The organism is Paenibacillus koleovorans NBRC 103111 (assembly GCF_004000845.1).
GTDB lineage: Bacteria > Bacillota > Bacilli > Paenibacillales > NBRC-103111 > Paenibacillus_AA > Paenibacillus_AA koleovorans.
On the sequence record NZ_BIMA01000057.1, the window covers coordinates 13,943 to 30,863 of the forward strand.

Annotated in this window: 14 protein-coding genes; 7 read left to right on the forward strand and 7 right to left on the reverse strand. The window is 51.9% G+C overall.

All coding sequences use genetic code 11. The features are described from left to right. Positions 1-84: 84 nt before the first annotated feature. From PKO02S_RS18775 to PKO02S_RS18800, 6 genes are all read right to left on the reverse strand, one after another. A complete protein-coding gene (locus tag PKO02S_RS18775; RefSeq protein WP_127585379.1) occupies positions 85-447 on the reverse strand; it encodes a hypothetical protein in 363 nt (120 codons plus the stop codon). 64 nt (positions 448-511) lie between these two features. Next, complete coding sequence (locus PKO02S_RS18780) at positions 512-1,177, reverse strand: ABC-2 transporter permease (RefSeq protein WP_127585380.1); 666 nt, start codon at positions 1,175-1,177, stop codon at positions 512-514. After that, complete coding sequence (locus tag PKO02S_RS18785; RefSeq protein ID WP_127585381.1) at positions 1,174-2,079, reverse strand: ABC transporter ATP-binding protein; 906 nt, start codon at positions 2,077-2,079, stop codon at positions 1,174-1,176. Before PKO02S_RS18785 ends, PKO02S_RS18780 begins: the two co-directional genes overlap by 4 nt. Beyond that, the gene (locus tag PKO02S_RS18790; RefSeq protein WP_127585382.1) at positions 2,076-2,459 is read right to left on the reverse strand and encodes a GntR family transcriptional regulator; all 384 of its coding nucleotides are present in this window, start codon (positions 2,457-2,459) and stop codon (positions 2,076-2,078) included. The genes PKO02S_RS18785 and PKO02S_RS18790 overlap by 4 nt, the downstream gene beginning before the upstream one ends. A 133-nt stretch (positions 2,460-2,592) precedes the next feature. Then, on the reverse strand, positions 2,593-2,976 hold the full coding sequence (glxB, locus tag PKO02S_RS18795) for a methylglyoxalase (RefSeq protein WP_127585403.1): 384 nt from the start codon (positions 2,974-2,976) through the stop codon (positions 2,593-2,595). A 42-nt stretch (positions 2,977-3,018) separates the two neighbouring features. Beyond that, positions 3,019-3,297 carry an ArsR/SmtB family transcription factor gene (locus PKO02S_RS18800; RefSeq protein ID WP_127585383.1) on the reverse strand — a complete coding sequence of 93 codons (279 nt, stop codon included), beginning with the start codon at positions 3,295-3,297 and terminating at the stop codon, positions 3,019-3,021. A gap of 254 nt (positions 3,298-3,551) precedes the next feature. On the opposite strand from PKO02S_RS18800, the gene PKO02S_RS18805 reads away from it, so the two are divergent. The 7 genes from PKO02S_RS18805 (at position 3,552) to PKO02S_RS18835 (ending at position 15,317) form a co-directional block, all read left to right on the forward strand. Beyond that, positions 3,552-4,130 carry an LURP-one-related family protein gene (locus PKO02S_RS18805; RefSeq protein WP_127585384.1) on the forward strand — a complete coding sequence of 193 codons (579 nt, stop codon included), beginning with the start codon at positions 3,552-3,554 and terminating at the stop codon, positions 4,128-4,130. 145 nt (positions 4,131-4,275) lie between these two features. Next, the gene (locus PKO02S_RS18810) at positions 4,276-6,999 is read left to right on the forward strand and encodes a UxaA family hydrolase (protein WP_127585385.1); all 2,724 of its coding nucleotides are present in this window, start codon (positions 4,276-4,278) and stop codon (positions 6,997-6,999) included. A 28-nt stretch (positions 7,000-7,027) separates the two neighbouring features. Further along, positions 7,028-7,987 (forward strand): aldo/keto reductase, encoded by a 960-nt coding sequence (locus tag PKO02S_RS18815; RefSeq protein ID WP_218033944.1) that lies wholly within the window; start codon positions 7,028-7,030, stop codon positions 7,985-7,987. 154 nt (positions 7,988-8,141) lie between these two features. Beyond that, the gene (locus PKO02S_RS18820; RefSeq protein ID WP_127585386.1) at positions 8,142-12,245 is read left to right on the forward strand and encodes an S-layer homology domain-containing protein; all 4,104 of its coding nucleotides are present in this window, start codon (positions 8,142-8,144) and stop codon (positions 12,243-12,245) included. A 207-nt stretch (positions 12,246-12,452) separates the two neighbouring features. After that, positions 12,453-13,169, forward strand: coding sequence for an ABC transporter ATP-binding protein (locus tag PKO02S_RS18825; protein WP_127585387.1), 717 nt, complete (start codon positions 12,453-12,455; stop codon positions 13,167-13,169). Further along, positions 13,153-14,757: a hypothetical protein gene (locus PKO02S_RS18830; protein ID WP_127585388.1), complete on the forward strand. Its 1,605-nt coding sequence runs from the start codon at positions 13,153-13,155 to the stop codon at positions 14,755-14,757. Before PKO02S_RS18825 ends, PKO02S_RS18830 begins: the two co-directional genes overlap by 17 nt. 50 nt (positions 14,758-14,807) lie before the next feature. Then, positions 14,808-15,317, forward strand: a complete 510-nt coding sequence (locus tag PKO02S_RS18835) for a hypothetical protein (RefSeq protein WP_127585389.1) — start codon at positions 14,808-14,810, stop codon at positions 15,315-15,317. A 346-nt stretch (positions 15,318-15,663) separates the two neighbouring features. Here PKO02S_RS18835 and PKO02S_RS18840 read toward each other — a convergent pair whose 3' ends face one another. Further along, positions 15,664-16,917, reverse strand: a complete 1,254-nt coding sequence (locus PKO02S_RS18840; RefSeq protein WP_127585390.1) for a J domain-containing protein — start codon at positions 16,915-16,917, stop codon at positions 15,664-15,666. Positions 16,918-16,921 lie beyond the last annotated feature (4 nt).

The window sequence follows — 16,921 nt, forward strand, 5'->3', positions numbered from 1 at the left end:
GGGTGGTTAGCGGCTACTAATAATTCAAAATGGGAAAAACCGTCCGAGCGGACGGTTTTTCCCATTTCCCGGTATTTCCCGGCCCTATTCATCCTTCGACTTGCCCATCCGATACTTCGACAGCTTATCGAGGCTGCTGCGGGAGCTGCCGAGCGGTTTGGGCTGCTTCGCGGCGTTCGGATTTTGCTCGAAATAAGCGATCGAGAGCCGGTACACATTTTCCTCCACCCGCTGCATGGAATCCATCAGTTCGCCGATCGCTACAAAAGCAATACCGCCGACACATCCGGCCACCCAGCAAGCGAATGCGACGGACCAGCGAAACCCGCTCACAAACTGCCCCTCGCCGCCAAACAGCGGATACCCGTCCAAATTGCCGAACAAGAGGCCCAGCAGCAGGCCGCCGACGATCTGCGCCACCCCGGCCGTTCTCATGAAGCTTGCCATACGGACTACTCCTTTCATGCCGTAAAAGGATATTTCCCATTATGGGCAGAAGACGGTTATTTTACTATAGATCCCGCCGCTCATAGAGCAGGACGGACACCAGCCACGACGCCGTCAGCAGCCCAACGATCAACACCGCGCACCACAGTGCCAACGAACCGTCCCCCGCCGAATTCCACCAACTGCGGAACTTCTCGACAGCGCCGGACGAGCCGAACCATTCCATCGCCCGCATCGCCGCCAAGCCGCCTGCCGCGAGGGTGAACATGACGATGATATCCAGCACGTGCGCGGCACGGGGCCCGAATTGAAAGTACAGCGGAAAGTAAACGGCATAAAATACCGCCAGCGCTAGCAGGGCGATCAGCGTAGCTCCGGCTTGAAACGACGGCAGCTCGTCGGCCGCCAGCACGGCGCCGCCTACTAGCCGCCAGCCGAGCGTCAGCAGGAAAGCGAGCCCCGTGAACAGGAGCAGGCTCATATATTTGGCCGTCACGAGATCGCGCCGGCGCACCGGTAAGGAAGCGAGCAGCATGCCGTTATTGTTGCGCTCGTCCATCTTGCTCGCCGTCACGGTGAGGAAGTGGCCGAGAATGGCGGCCGGCACCGCCAGCGGCAGCCCTTCGAAGGCGCCGAGCGCGAAGCAGAAGAAACCGACGAATGCCAAGCCGAGCAGGATGAACTTCCTCGTCACCCGCAAGTCTTTCACAAGCAATTGCGCTACCATCATCGGACTCCCGCCTCCTTATCATGTTGCTGCAGTTGCTGGCGGTGCTGCTCATGCTGCTGCGTGTAGACCAGGATATCGTCGATCGTCGGCCGCTCGATGCGGATGCGGCTGTCCATCGCGTCGAGATTCAGCTTCTCACGCGGCAGCAGACCCTCAAAGCCGAGCGGCGATTGCTGCAAGCCGGCCAGCTGGCGGCGCGTCTCCGGCTTAAGCCATTCGTTCGAGCCCTTCAACAGCACATAGGTGTCGAGCAGCTCTTCCTTGCTCCCGCAAAACCGCACGCGCCCGTCGCGTAGATAGATCATGTAGTCGGCGATCCGCTCCAGATCGGTGCTGATGTGCGTGGAGAATAACACCGTGCGGTTCCCCTCCTGAATGTAGCGGCCGAGCAGCGCCAGCACTTCACGTCGGAACACCGGATCCAGTCCGGCCGTCGGCTCGTCCATGATCAGCAGCTCCGGCTCGTGGGCGAGAGTGGCCGCGAGCGCGAATTTGGTCTTCATCCCTTGCGAAAGTTCACCGATTTTGCGTCGCTCCGGCAAACGGAACTCCTCCAGATACTGCCGGAACAGCTCCTCTTTCCACGTCGTGGGGTAAAAGGAGGCAACGATCTTTTTCATTTCCCGAACGGTCAGGTGGTTGTAATACGTATCCTCCGAAAACACGAACCCGATGCGCGACTTGATCTCCTGCTCTCGCTCGCGGTACGTGTTCCCGAACACCCGCACTTCTCCGGTATCCGGTCGGACTAAGCCGAGCATAGCGCGGATGAGAGTCGTCTTGCCGGCGCCGTTCGGCCCGATCAAGCCGGTGATGAAGCCCTGCTCGACATGCACGTTCAGATCGCTTATGCGGAAATCGCCCCGGTCTTTCGTGAAGCCCTTCAATTCCACAGCCTTCATCCTTCTTGCCCCTCTCCATAAAAAAGTCGGACCAGCCCGACGAGCTCGTCGGCTTGCAGATTCAGAGCTCGCGCCTCTTGCACGACCACCTTGATCCGGTCCTCCAGTTGCCGGTGCCGCACCTCGCGGATCGCCTCCTTATTGCCGCCGGACACGAAGGTGCCTTTGCCCGACACCGACGCGACCAGCCCTTCTTGCTCCAGCTCGTCGTAAGCGCGCTTCGTCGTAATGACGCTGATCTGCAGATGCTGCGCCAAGCTGCGGATGGAAGGCAGCAGCTCGCCGTCGCGCAGAGAGCCCGTGAGAATATGATCGCGAATCTGATGTTTGATTTGCTGATAGATCGGTTCGCCGGAAGTGTGCGAGACGGATAGGTTCATCGTGTTCGCCTCCCAAGTGTATATATAGTATATATACACTATAAACGATATGGAGGTAGCTAGTCAAATCCGCGGAAAACAAAAAAGCCATCCCCGGTGGGGCTTGGCGGGATGGCCCTTGCTTTTTAACTCGCTATTGCTGAATGATCTGAATCAGGTTGCCGCAAGTATCGTCGAGGACGGCGATGGAGAAGGGACCCATCTTGGTCGGCACCATCGTGAACTTTACCCCCTTTTCCGATAAGCGCACGTACTCCTCTTGAATATCCGCTACGCCGAACATGGTCGCCGGAATGCCGTCGGCTACGAGCTTCTTCTGATACTCTTTGGCGGCAGGATGGTCGTTCGGCTCGAGCACCAGCTCGGTCCCGTCTTGAGCGTCCGGAGAAACGACCGTGATCCATCTGAACTTTCCCGCAGGAACGTCATGCTTTTTTACGAAGCCCAGCGTTTCGGTATAGAACTGCAATGCTTTGTCTTGATCCTGAACGAATAAACTGGTCACAATGATTTTCAACATTTTGGTTTGCCTCCCCTGATAGTTGCGCGTCCTTGAAGCTTACTCGATCCACCCGTGCAACAAATGCTTTAGCGGCTCGTTGTCGAAGACCAGCACTTTATACTTCCCTTTTTTTGCCGATTTTACAAGCCCTGCATCCTCCAATGCAGCCAGATGTTTGGCAATGGCTTGTCGTGAGATGGATAGACCGTGCTTCATAATGAGACGCGCCGTAAGCTCGTACAGCGTCTGCTCGTTGCGTTCGGCCAGCTCGTCCAGTATAAGCCGCCGCGTCGAATCGCTGAGAGCTTTGAATATAGCCTCTTTGTCCGCTTTCATAATTTTATTATAAGCAACTTTATGGTTGCTTTCAAGTACAGGTAACTAAAAAGTTGCTCATAGAACGATCTCATCGTATTTGGAAGACCCGCTCATCGCTGATTTATCCCCTTCGGAAAAGGCAGCGTCACAAGCTTGTATAGATTGAATGAGTTATAAGGAGAATTTGGATGGAAAGAAAGGATTGTACCCTATTTTTGTCGAAACTAATGAGTCAGGAAGCAGTAGTAGTCTAACATGCAGGGGGCGGGCAATTGGATCCGAAATTTAATCTTCAAAAATACGTTGTCAGGAAGCAAATTCTTTCACTGGTCGGCGCCAAAATCGATATTTTCGACATGGACGAGAGGCCGATTATGTTCTCGAAGATGAAAGCCTTCAAGCTGAAGGAGGACATCCGAATTTTCGGAGATGATACGATGCAAGAGGAGCTGATCAGCATCCAAGCGCGGAGCATCATCGATTTTTCCTCCGTCTTCGATGTCGTGGACGTCGGAACAGGGCAGAGGATAGGTGCCTTGCAACGCAAAGGGATGAAGTCGCTGTTTAAGGACGAATGGGCGATTCTGAGTCCGAATGACATGGAAATCGGCTTGATCAAGGAAGATAACGCGCTGCTCGCTCTGTTGCGGAGATTTCTGACGAATTTGATTCCTCAGCATTACTACGCGGAGATGTATGGAACGAAGGTCGCCGAGTTCAAACAAAACTTCAACCCGTTCGTCCAAAAGCTGGACTTGGATTTCTCCCGCGACCACAACAACCAGCTTGATCGTCGCCTGGGCCTCGCCGCTGCCATATTGCTTACCGCAGTCGAAGGCAAACAGGGATAGAATAAAAAAATGAGGGGCCGGCTGGTTTAGCAGGCTCCTTTTTTATCGAGTAAGTGATATAATGGTTTTGTGAGTTATCGCTAACACAGTAGAACTAATAGGATTGTCATCACTAAATGTCTTTTTACTAAAGGAGCCGAAAACGATGGACGTAGTGTACCAATTTGAACAAGTGGCTAGACTTCCGTTACCCGGAGACAACTGCGCCGTTGCGATCCGTCAATTGGACGCCGGGACGCTCATTCAATATGAAGGCCGGACGCTGACCCTGGATTATACGGTGATGGAGGGCCATCGGTTTGCCGTAAAAACGATCGCTCCCGGGAAGGAGCTGCTTTCTTGGGAAATGCCTTTTGGCGTGGCGTTGCAGGTGATCGAGCCCGGCCAATACGTGATCAACGAGACGGTATTGAATGCGCTGCGCGTACGTCAGTTGAAATTCGCTTTGCCGGCGGAGCCGAACTTTGCCGATCAAGTGCATCCCTATGTGCTGGACGAAGCAGCCTTCCACCCTGCTCCATCGCCGCCTGCATACCCGGATACCCGCACCTTCATGGGCTATCGCCGCTGTGAGGATCGCGGTGTGGGCACGCGCAACTACATCGTCCTGCTGGGCACTACCTCCCGCACGGGCAGCTTCGTGAAGCAGTTGGCCGCCCGACTGCAAGGCGAGCTGCCGCACTATCCGAACGTCGATGGGATCGTCCCCGCGGCTCATACGGAGGGCGGCACGGACAAACCGAACAACCTGGACCTGCTGCTGCGGACGCTGGCGGGTTTTATGGTCAACCCTAACGTCGGGGCGGTGCTGGCCGTGGATTATGGCATCGAACCGGTCACCAACCGGATGGTGGAGACGTACTTGCGCGAGCACAACTATCCGATCGACGACGTGCTGCACAAGTTTGTGTCGCTCGAGGGAGGGTTCGAGGACAACCTGACCCAAGGCGAAACGATTGTACGTGCGTGGCTGCCTGCGGTCAACGCGTTGCAGCGGACGGCGGAATCGATCCGACACCTCAAGATCGGCCTGCAATGCGGCGGCTCGGACGCCTTCTCCGGCATTTCCGCGAACCCGTTGCTGGGCTGGGTTTCGGAGGAGCTGGTGCGTTACGGCGGAGCCGCGAGCCTGGCGGAGACCGATGAGCTGATCGGTGCGGAGCCTTTCGTCCTCTCCAAGGTGCGCAATGTGGAGACGGCGCGCAAATTTCTCGAGCTGGTGCAGCGTTTCCGGGATCGCACGTCCTGGCATGGCGCCAGCGCGGAAGGCAATCCGTCCGGCGGCAACATGTACCGCGGCCTTTATAACATTTATCTCAAGTCGATCGGCGCTGCGCAGAAAAAGGACCCGATCACCCGCCTCGATTTTGCCACCGAATACGGGGAGCTTATGAAAGAAGGCGGCTTCTACTTTATGGACAGCCCGGGCAACGACCTCGAGAGCATCGCGGGGCAGGTGGCGGCAGGCTGCAACATGATTTTTTTCACGACGGGCAACGGTTCGATCACCAACTTCCCTTATTTGCCTACGGTCAAGGTGGTCACCACCACGCGCCGCTTCCAGCTGCTGTCGAACGATATGGATGTCAACGCGGGGCAGTACCTGGAAGGCAAGTCCATGGAGGAGCTGGGCCGCGAGGTGTTCGAGCTGACGATTCAGATCGCTTCCGGACAGAAAAGTGTCGGGGAGAAGGCGGGGCACGCCCAGGTACAAATTTGGCGCAATTGGCAGCAGAGCGATGCGAGTCGGTTGGAGGCTTTGCTTCATCCGCTTGTGCCGACCGGGGAGCCGATCGAGATCCAGGAGGATGCCGACGGGGCGGCGGACCGCTCCTTCCAATTCACCGTCACCCGTCACCAGGACCGCCGCGAATCCAGCGACAGCATCGGATTGATCCTGCCGACGAGCCTTTGCGCCGGGCAGGTGGCGGGTATGATTACGCAGAAGCTGAACCAGCAAGGAGTCGGACAGCCCGAGCTATCGCGCTATGTCGCTCTGGCCCATACGGAGGGCTGCGGGAATTCCGGCGGCCAGGCGGAGAAAATTCACGCGCGCACCCTGATCGGGTACATCACCCATCCGATGGTGCAGCATTGTTTGCTGCTGGAGCATGGCTGCGAGAAAACCCACAACGACTTCATGCGCCATCAGATGCAGGAGATGGGCGTGGACGCGAGCCGGCTCGGGTTTGCCAGCATTCAGCTGGACGGCGGGATCGGCAAGGTGTCGGAGAAGGTGGAGGCTTGGTTTGCGGATCGAGCGGCGGCGTCGGGGGCGGCAGGATTGGCGGGGGAAAAGGTGAGGGTCGGTCTGGAAGGACTGCGGATCGGTCTCGTTAGCGACGGTTCCGTCTCATCGGAAGCCGCGGAGCAGTTGGCGGCATTGACGCGGATGATCGTCGGAGCAGGCGGTTTGGTCGTCGTTCCCGAGAACAGCGGGCTGTTGACTACAGCTGCTTATAGTCAAGCCGTGTTCGATGCACCGTCCGACGTTAGACCTTCCATTTCCCATGGGGAGCATACAGGCCGGAATGGCTACCACATCATGGAGACCCCGACCGAACATTGGGTGGAGACGATCACGGGCTTGGCCGCTACGGGCGTGGAATTGATTATTGCCCTTGTCGGCAATCGCCCAATGCAGACCCATCCGTTCGTGCCGATGCTGCAGATGGCGTCCGAGCCGGCTATGCAGCACAAGTACAGCGACGATTTGGATTTGTTGCTAGAGGGGGATCCGAACGGTTGGGCTGGGCAGATCCTGGAGCGCAGCAAACAAATTCTGGAGCATAACTACACACCTCGACTCTTCCAGAAGGGCAATATTGATTTTCAATTAACACGCGGTTTCTTGGGTGTATCGTTGTAAAATTTGGAGAAGAAGCGAGGATCGATCTATGGAAAAAACATCGATGCACCACCGCCCGCTGGGCGGAACCGGACTGTTCGTCACACCGCTATGTGTGGGGGCTGCGCCGCTTGGCGATATGCCGGAAACCTTTCTGTACGGCGCCACGGAAGAGAACGCCTTAGCCACTTTGCGTGCCGCTTTCGAAAGCCCGATCAACTTCCTGGATACGGCTGCGGCCTATGGCCAAGGGGAGAGCGAGCGGCGGATCGGCAAAGCGATCAAGGAGTTTGGCGGCCTCCCGGCCGGGTACGTGCTCGCCACCAAGGCGGATCGCGACTTCCAGACCGGCGATTTCAGCGGGGAGCAAATCAAACGTTCCATCGAGGGGAGCCTCCAGCGTCTGGGCCTCGATCGCCTGCAATATGTGTACATCCATGATCCGGAGCATACGACCTTTGAAAATGTGATGGGACCCGGGGGACCGCTGGAGGTGCTGCGGTCCTTCCAGGCTCAAGGTGTTATCGATCACATTGGCATGTCAGGCGGACCGATCGATATGCTCATCCGGTATGTAGAGACCGGTGCGTTCAGCGCGGTGGAGACGCATAATCGGTATACGCTGCTGAACCGCTGCGCCGATCCGTTGCTGGACGTCGCCAGCCGGATGGGAGTGGCCGTTATCAACGCGGCGCCTTATGGCAGCGGCATGCTGGCGAAGGGGCCGGATGCGTACTCCCGTTATGCTTACAGCGATGCTCCGCCAGTGGTGGTGGAACGCGCTCGAGCGATCGCTCAAGTATGCCAGGACTTCCATGTCCCTCTGGCGGCCGCGGCGCTGCAATTCTCCATGCGCGACCCGCGCATCACCAGCACGGTCGTCGGCATGAGCAAGCCGGATCGCGTGGCCCAGACGCTGGAGCTGGCGAGCTATCCGATCCCGGATGAGCTTTGGGCGGCACTGGCCCCGATCGAGTACGGGATGGACGATCCGGAGGCTTCGAAGTAATACGGTATGCTGAACCAGAATTGAAAAGTGGAATAGACCCTACGTTTGACGGGATCTATTCTTTTTTTTGTTAAAGAAATAAATAGACATATTGTATCTGTGTGATATTATGGGAATTGGTATAAATATCCATAGTCTAGAGAGGGAGCGACGTATGATTACAGGAAGAAAAACAGTAACTATTTTTTTGTTTGTATTATTTTTGATTAACTCATTGGGAATTGTGATCCCAGCTGCCAAAGCTGACCCCACTACACAAGTCCTTGAATTCTCACTCCCAAGTGATTTAACGGACTGGGTAAAGGACGAAGAAGCCGGCTATATTTACGCTGTGTCAAGTGGGGCAAATAGTTTGTATTTTATACGACTAAGTGATTTTTCAATTGAAAAAACGTTAAGTGTCGGTTCAAACCCGTATTATCTTGCGCTAGACGGGCAGTTCCTACATATCGCTCTTTCCGGAGCTACTACGATTAAGACAGTTGATCTCTCTACCAAACTAATTTCCGATACCACCACTACGAGTGTTGTTCCTTATTCTGTAGCAGCCTCGTCAGATTATCTTTTTTACGGGAATAGGGACGGAGCTGTCTATAAGTATGACAAGACTGCTAGAACGAGCAGTTTATTATATAGCAATTTTTTATTTGATAGCACAGCACTGGCGTTTGATGAGTCGAGTCAAACCCTTTTTGTTGGTAACATCTCTTCCTACGGGGGGATTGTAGCTGTTAATGCAGCGACTGGGGCCAAGCTAAGCGAGGACATTAAAGACGGGATGGAGATAGGAGGTTTTTCGTATTCGCTCAAACATATATTTTTAGATGATCGTTACGTCTATTTTGGCGGTCATCAGTTTAATAAAGATAACCTGTCAGAGACCACGGGTACCTATAAAAGAGCATTTGACGACTATACTTATCTTGAGTCTGTGATCCTGGATATAACGGATTCCTATGTGATTACCACACAAGGAATATTTGATAAAGCTACTTTCAATCCAATAGTGCAATTTTCTTCTAACAAAAAGTTTGCTTTGCTCGATTCCTTCGGTCGTGTCTATCTTGCAGGTATAGCAAATTGGTATGTGGATTCAAAAAAAATTTTTAGGTACGATTATATTATTCCGCCTACGACAACGGCTCAATTTTCGACCGATTCCTATTCGATTAAAAGTGACCAGGTGTTTACAGACTGGTCCACTACGGACAATTCCCCCTACATCTATGCCATTGTAGCAAGTACGAACGAGCTCGTGATTATCAACAAAGAGGACCTGTCTATTAAACAGAAGATGTTCGTGGGCGCAGATCCAAAGGAAATAAAAATATTTGATAATAAGGCTTACGTTATCTTTAAAGGTGAGAACCATGTAACAGTGATTGATTTGAGTGCAGACACCATAACGGAAGCTTCTATTTCCAAAGTCACTACTAAAAAGTATCCTCTAAATGTTTTTCCCGATTATAATTATAGAATTTTATATTATGGAGGGTCTCCAGATGGAATTAGCGTCACCTCAGCTGTCTACACGTCTGTTACCGATGCCGTCTACTATGAAAAAAGAACATCCATTTATATTCCAAGCATCTACGCGTTAAATCAAGATACAGGGATTCTTTATGGAGTGACAGGGTCTCAACTCTATAGATATGACAGTAGAACCTTCAATTTACTAGATAACAACAATGTAGAAAACACCTCTTACAACCCTTCTCTTTTTATTGATGAAAGCAATCTGTATTATGGGGACCGCCGACTCGATGCCAATCAAACTTCCATTCAATACGGCACTTTCCCTGAAAAAGTAATATATGCCCGTGGAAGTCATGTGTTCGGTAGTGGCGCCGTTTATGATAGAGATAGTCTAACAAAGGTTTCTGATTTGTATTTGTCCGCTAATAAAGTATATGTCAGTCCAGACCATTCTATCTTTATACTAACAGACAAGCGTTTGTACAAGTTTGGAAGCGTAACGGAAATACAAACCATCATGAATGAAAGTCGCAAGCCGGCAAATGTCCAATTTATAGATAAAGATATGATTACTGGACGATTTAACGGCTACTTGACCTTTAAACCGCCTACCGATCAGGAAGGGATAACGGGTTATTCAGCCTATTTTCTTGATCAGAGCGGAAATCAATTGAAACAACTGGGCATTTTTAAAAAGGTCGATTTATCGACAGATAATCTTTTTGTATTTGAAATAGACGATACGAGCATCCCAGCAGGGACATTAAACATTGGACTATACCCGCTAGTTCGCGACAAAAACGGCAATACCCGTACGTTAGGAGTAACAATAGTTCCCCTATATGATTCACCTAATTACTTGCCTAAAGACTTTTCTGTAACGGATGTCAACTCGAACATAAACATATTTGCCGGTACTGTAACATGGAGTGCAGGAAATTCTGAGATCCCAGGTGTACGTTACTATATCTATTTTATTGATAAGCAGGGTGCCGTGGGAGACGAATTAGCAAATGTAAACGGCGGGCGGCCGACGTATTCCGTGACGATTCCTGAAAAGAATGTACCGGAAGAAGTAATTGGAATCGGGCTCTTTCTAGCAAATGACGATTTTATATCTCCATTTTATAGTATGAAGCTTCTGGAGGATAAGCGGACTCCTTCTATCCCAGAGTCCTCTATTACGATCTTTAAATACTTGATTCAATCCGATAAAATCATCGTAAATAATCTTGCGGTTGGCGATGTTATACGAGTGTATAATGAGGAGCAGATGGTAATGATTGGCGGTGGGATCGTTGCGCCAAACAATAACTCAATTACAATATTAATAGGGAATCTTGGGAATCCAGGAACTAAACTTCGTATTACACGGCAATCCATTAATAGAGGCGAAAGTACAAATACACTAGTAGTAGTACCTCCTGTGACGAATGACAGTGGGGGGAATTCAGGCGGGGGCGGAGGCGGCATTCCAGGTGGTGGAATTCCTGGAGGCGGTACTCCAAGCGGTGGAATACCGGGCAGTGGAATGCCAGGTGGTGGCGTTCCGAGCGGAAATACCTTAAGTGAACCATCAACAAAAATTATTGATAACAAAGACGGAGTATTAAGATCTTCGACGGATGTTCCATCGACATATATTTCATCTTTGATCAATGACCCGGACTTTAAGAGCAATCCGTTGATCGTAGTCAAGGCTGATGAAAAAGCGACGGTACAAAGCAGTCAATTCCAAATTGACTCGACTGCATTGGCTAGTATTGACGAAAGGTCAAAGGATGCTGTGCTGATACTGGAATCAACTCTTGGTAAACTTCAACTGCCAGTACAAGCATTGTTCACGGAGATTTCCAAAGATAGTGACCAAAAGCAAAAAGTTGTTATCTTGATTGCAAAAGCGGCAGATGAGTACAAAACCAAATTAAATGCTCAAATTACCGGCTCAACTAGTTCGACATTAGGTGACCCCGTGGAGTTCGAGATTATGGTGGAAGGAAGTGGGAGCCCACGTCTTCTTTCGAATCTCACAACTTTTATTAATCATGAAATTAAATTTAATGTGGCCAAAAACGAGAAGACTACTTATGCAGGATTGACATTTGATCCGATTGCACAAGCATATGTCCCTGTTCCAACTACGTGGGAATGGAAGGATGGGGTGCTGTACGTAACAATGAAGCGAAAAGGAAATTCTGTTTATACGGTTGTCCAAACTGATTTTGTCTTTAATGACCTGGATAGCAAAAATCCGTACAAGGACAGCATATTAGCGTTGGCAAATCGAATGATTATTAATGGCTATCCCGACGGAAGTTTCAAGTCAGCGTCTACGGTTACTCGTGCGGAGTTTGCAACGATGCTCAATAGAGCCTTAGGCATCTTACCTAAGAATAAGGCTACTTCAAGCTTTTCAGATGTTAAAACTACGGATTGGTATGCACCTCACGTAGAAGCGGCTGTGGAGTCAGGGCTCATTAGCGGCTATCCAGACGGCACTTTCCGTCCTAACCAGGAAATAAAACATCAAGAGATAACCGTCATGTTGGTGAACGCATTGAAGTATAGCGGTACTGACGAGGATTTAACAAAGAACTCGTCGACACAATATCCCGACCAATTGCCGGACTGGGCCAAGCCATCATTCGCTATAGCTTTTAACAAAGGTGTGTTGCCAGTAGACGGTCCATTCCATTTCCAGACAGACAAGAACGCAGAACGTCAAGAGAGTGCTTTGCTTCTGATGCAATTGTTAAAAATATTGGAGTTTACCAACAAATAGGATAAGAAATATGAATAGGCGCTCCCATGAGCGCCTATAGTTATTTTTTTACACTAGCCACAAGCCATTCTTCCTGGAAGAAGATGAAAAGTCGGTTCATCACCGAGGAGGAGCATGACACACTACTTTGCAAGCGGTTTCCGCAACCTCCCAACCGTACCTTCCGTAGAAGAATACTACAGAACAAATATAGATTTGGAGGCGCTCATGAACCTGACCCTGAACCAACTGACGAAGAGCTTCGGCGACAAGCAAGTGCTTCAAAATGCGGATTTCAGTTTTCAGAAAGGGAAAATATACGGGCTGCTCGGCCGCAACGGGGCGGGGAAGACGACCTTGTTCAATTGCCTGAGCGGGGAAATGAAGCTGGACGGCGGACAAGCGCGGCTGGAAGAGGATGGCCGGAGCAGGGAGCTGCGGGAAGAGGATGTCGGGTACGTGTACTCGCTGCCGATTTTGCCGGAATTTCTGACCGGGTATGAGTTTATTAAATTTTTTATGGATATCAACCGAGGGAACCTGCAGTCGACCCTAAGCATTGACGCGTATTTCGATACGATGAGCATGACGCAGGAGGACCGCCACCGGCTGATCAAAAGCTACTCCCACGGCATGAAAAATAAAATCCAGATGCTGCTGTTCCTCATCACGAAGCCGCCGGTCATTCTGCTCGACGAGCCGCTTACTTCGTTCGACGTCATCGTGGCCCTGGAAGTGAAGCAGATGCTGCGAGAGATGAAACGCGATCACATCCTCGTATTCTCCACCCATATCCTGCAGCTGGCGACCGACCTGTGCGATGAATTGGTCATCCTGAACAACGGTCGGCTGTCCTCCGTCCCGGCAGATGTGCTGAGCAGTCCGGGATTCGAACAGAACATTATTCAATTGTTGAAGGATGAATCTCATGCTGAGAACGTTTAGTACGCTGCTCGCGATTCGGACGTCCTCTACCGCCAACCGGTTGATCTTTTACGCACAGAAGCTGCCATTGATCGGAGGCCGCATCCCGGGAACCCTGTATTCCAACTTGGCAGGCAAAAAGGTGATCTCCATCTTAGCCACCATCCTCACCTTGCTGTGGGGGCTCCTATCCAAGCTGGCGTACACAGGGCTGCTCGTCTATCTTCCCGCCGTCGGACTAAGCGGTCTGCTCTCGCAAGAGGATCAGCTTCAGCTGTTTTTGCATATCTTTTTGCTGTTGAGCTTTGGGGTGGCGGGGATCACGACAGCAACAATGCTGGAGCCGAAACGCGAGAAGTTCATTGCGGTCAAGCTCATGCGGATGCTGCCTGCCGTTTACATGCGAACAACCTTGGGATACCGCTACACCACTTATCTCATTTTCTATATTCCGGCGCTGATGATCTTCTTGCCGTTGCTGGGCGCTTCCTTCTTGCAGGCATTGACTTTGGCTGTTTCCGTTACGCTGTGGCGGGTTTGGTGCGAATATTTGCATTTGAAGCTGTTCGAGAAAACCGGCATGGTGCTCATCAAAAACAACTTGCTCGTGTGGCTGGCGATCGGGCTCGGGTACGCGGCCGCATACGCGCCGTTGGTTCTCGATTGGACGCCGAACACGGGTGCTGTGCTGTTTGGGTTGCCTACGTTCCTCGTTATTTCAGCGCTTGGCCTTGTTGCGGCGGTATTGTTGAACAACTACTCCAACTACCGAACGGTAGTAGAGGCCGCGACGAAACGGGACGACCCTTTGCTGGACATCGGGCGCATGATGACCGAAGCGCAGAAAACCGCGGTCCGACCTAAGGAAATGGACGACATGCAAGTCGCGCCTCAAGCTAACATGTCCCAGAGCCGGGAGGGGTACGCTTATCTGAATGCGCTTTTCTTCTCCAGGCATCGCAGCTTGATCACGCAGCCGGTGTACAAAAGATTGGCGATCATAGGTGGACTGGGTGCGGTTGGGGCAGCTTTGGCGGCTATGGATAGTCCGTATGTTGCTTTTTTGACGTCCAGCCTGGATAAGGTTCTGCTCTATTTGGCCATGGTCGTGAATGTCCTCTCCGTCGGAGAAAGGGCGTGTCGAGCCCTCTTTTACAATTGCGACCTCAGTCTTATGCGCTACAGCTTCTACAGGGGAGCCGCGCACCGTCACTTCCGAATTCGCCTGTTCCGAATCGCAGGGCTTAATCTTGCTATTGCCGCAGCAATGGGCGCCGCTTTATCGTTGATTGCCTGGGCAGCAGGCGGGGTGGTTGTCCAGGAGCTGCTTTTGATTTGGGTGAGCTTGGCGGCCTTGTCCTTCTTCTTCTCCGTTCACCATCTGCTCATGTATTATTTGCTTCAACCTTACTCGACGGAATTGAATATGAAAAACCCTTTCTTTTTTGTGGTAAGTATGGGGGTCATGCTGGTTTGTTGGGTTGGAGTCGTTGTTCAGCCATCGTCACTTAGCTACGCGATCGCTGTTTTAGCTGTAACTGCGATTTACTTTGTCGCTGCTCTTGCACTTGTTCGTCGCTTCGGCCCTCGTACTTTTCGAGTGAAGTAGGTAGGACCGGGTGCGGTCTGCAAGTGAATTTCATCAACAGAGGTGAATCCATGAGCATTTTGAGAAATATAGCCGTCTTGTTGGTGCTAGCAGTGTTGGTAGCCGGATGCAGCGGGAAGGAAGCGAGGCTTCAGGATGGGGATAGCGGTTTGACGGAAGAAGTGCATCAAGTGATTTCGGATCATATCGTTCAGAAGTATTCGTCCGTCTACGGCGGCACCGAAAAACAGTTTGAAGTTCACCGGGTATATGGTTCGTCGGAGGAGTCGGATGGGATCCTAAGCGTGTACATGTGGTCGTATTACGGCGGCTTCAATCGATCGTCGGGTACGAAAAACCAATCCGGTCACTCCCTGCCCGCCGTCGTTAAGCTGAAGGAAGCGGGAGGTGAGTACTCGGTTGTCAAGTATACGGAGCCGGAAGACGGCAGCGGGTATCTGCCTTCTTTGAAAAAGATGTTCCCTGAGAAGTATTTGAAGTCAGCGCAACAGGGGGCGGGGAATATAGGTGATTTGCAAGTAGAGATGGATAGGAAGGTCAATCAGTGGTTAGCTGGGTAGATACCGACCTGTAACTACTCAATAGGGACGGGGATACCGATCTCTACGCGCTATTCTGAAAATTCGCCTCATTTTCATCATCCATGGTACCGCCTCGCGGCAGGGGTGTCTGAAGTCCGACTTTTCCTGACTACGCAGCACCCGATCAGCGTGCTTGGTGCTCCAGTCCGAATTCACCCACTTGCAGAGCCGATTTAGCCCCCTGCACCCTAAGAACGCCTCTCCAATTCGGTCAATTCGGACTACGGAGCTTTTCCGGGCGGCGCGGCGTGCGGTAGTCAGGATTTTTCGGACTAGGGAGCAGGTGTGCAGGGATGCAGGCAGGCGCCTCGGCGCTAGAGAAGGGTCAACGTAGCCGCCGTCGGGCTTCCCGGTTCAAGCCGGCTGTTTTCTCGGCGTACTTGGCATCCCACTCGTCTTTGTAACGGCGGTAAATAAGCGGATATTTGGCTTGCAGCCGGCGAATGCCCGCTGCGTAAGCCTCCGTCGCAGCCTCCATCTCCCTGATGAATCCCGGCGGGATTCCGTCACGGAAATCGGCAGCTTCTTCCGCATCTCCTACTTCCTCATAAAACCATTCCATGGCCTGCAGCATGACCAGGGGCATTAAATCCATATCCTTTTGCATACGATCCAACTCTTTAACGATCCGGGAGCACTCTTGCACCTCTTTTCGCAGGGCTTGTACAATTGCGTGCTTCGGATCGACAACATAGGCGAAATCCACGAACACTTCCGCTTCCCGGAATCGGCTAACTTCGGTGAACTCGCGGCATTCGGTCATCAGAACACCTAACACCATCATCCGGTCGTCAGGGTCTGCTATTCGTTTCAAAAATTGCCGTACCCTGGACTGGACCTTGCCCCACAAATTCCATTTATCCAAGTCGATCATCGCATTGACCCAGGCTACGAACAGATAGATGTCGTCCGGTTCTTCCTCCCCTGGAGCCGGAATGTCGGCGTCAATCAGCTTCCAGGCATCCTCGTGACGGCCCAGAACCTGATAGATTTGAGCCAGGAGAAAGTGGTATCGTACCGCTTCGTCCGGAAATTCGTCCTTCATCGCTAGCATGACTTCCAGCGCTTTCTCAGGCAGTTGGACGGCCATCAGCATGTTGGCTTTCATGTATAGGAGCTTTTGCCGCTCGTCAGGGGACTGGGCGGCTTGGAAGATCGTCTCCATTCGACGTTCGAATGAGTCCCATTCGCCCCGAACGAGCAAGACTTGACAAAGGGCGAGCTGCACGCCGATGGCTGAAGGCGCTATGGTCAGCGCCCGCTCCAGCAGCTTCTCCGCCTCTCCCCATCGTTCCTGCTCCATCAGGTCCATGGCTTCTTCCATAAGCTTTTCAACAGAATCTCCGTATTTCCGAAGCAGATCGTACTCCTGTCGTTTGATCGGATCCCTCAAAGTTTCATAGGCTCTGCGTATTTGTTGGAACTTCTCGGGATCCTGCTCGGGCGTATGCTTTTTGACCAGCTCAATATATTTTTTCTTAATGGCCTCCGCCGTTGCGTTTGCGCGCAGCTCTAAAGTTTTGTAATGATTTTCAATTTTGGTTTTCTTTGTTCTGCGTTTGGGTTTAGCTCGTTCCATATTG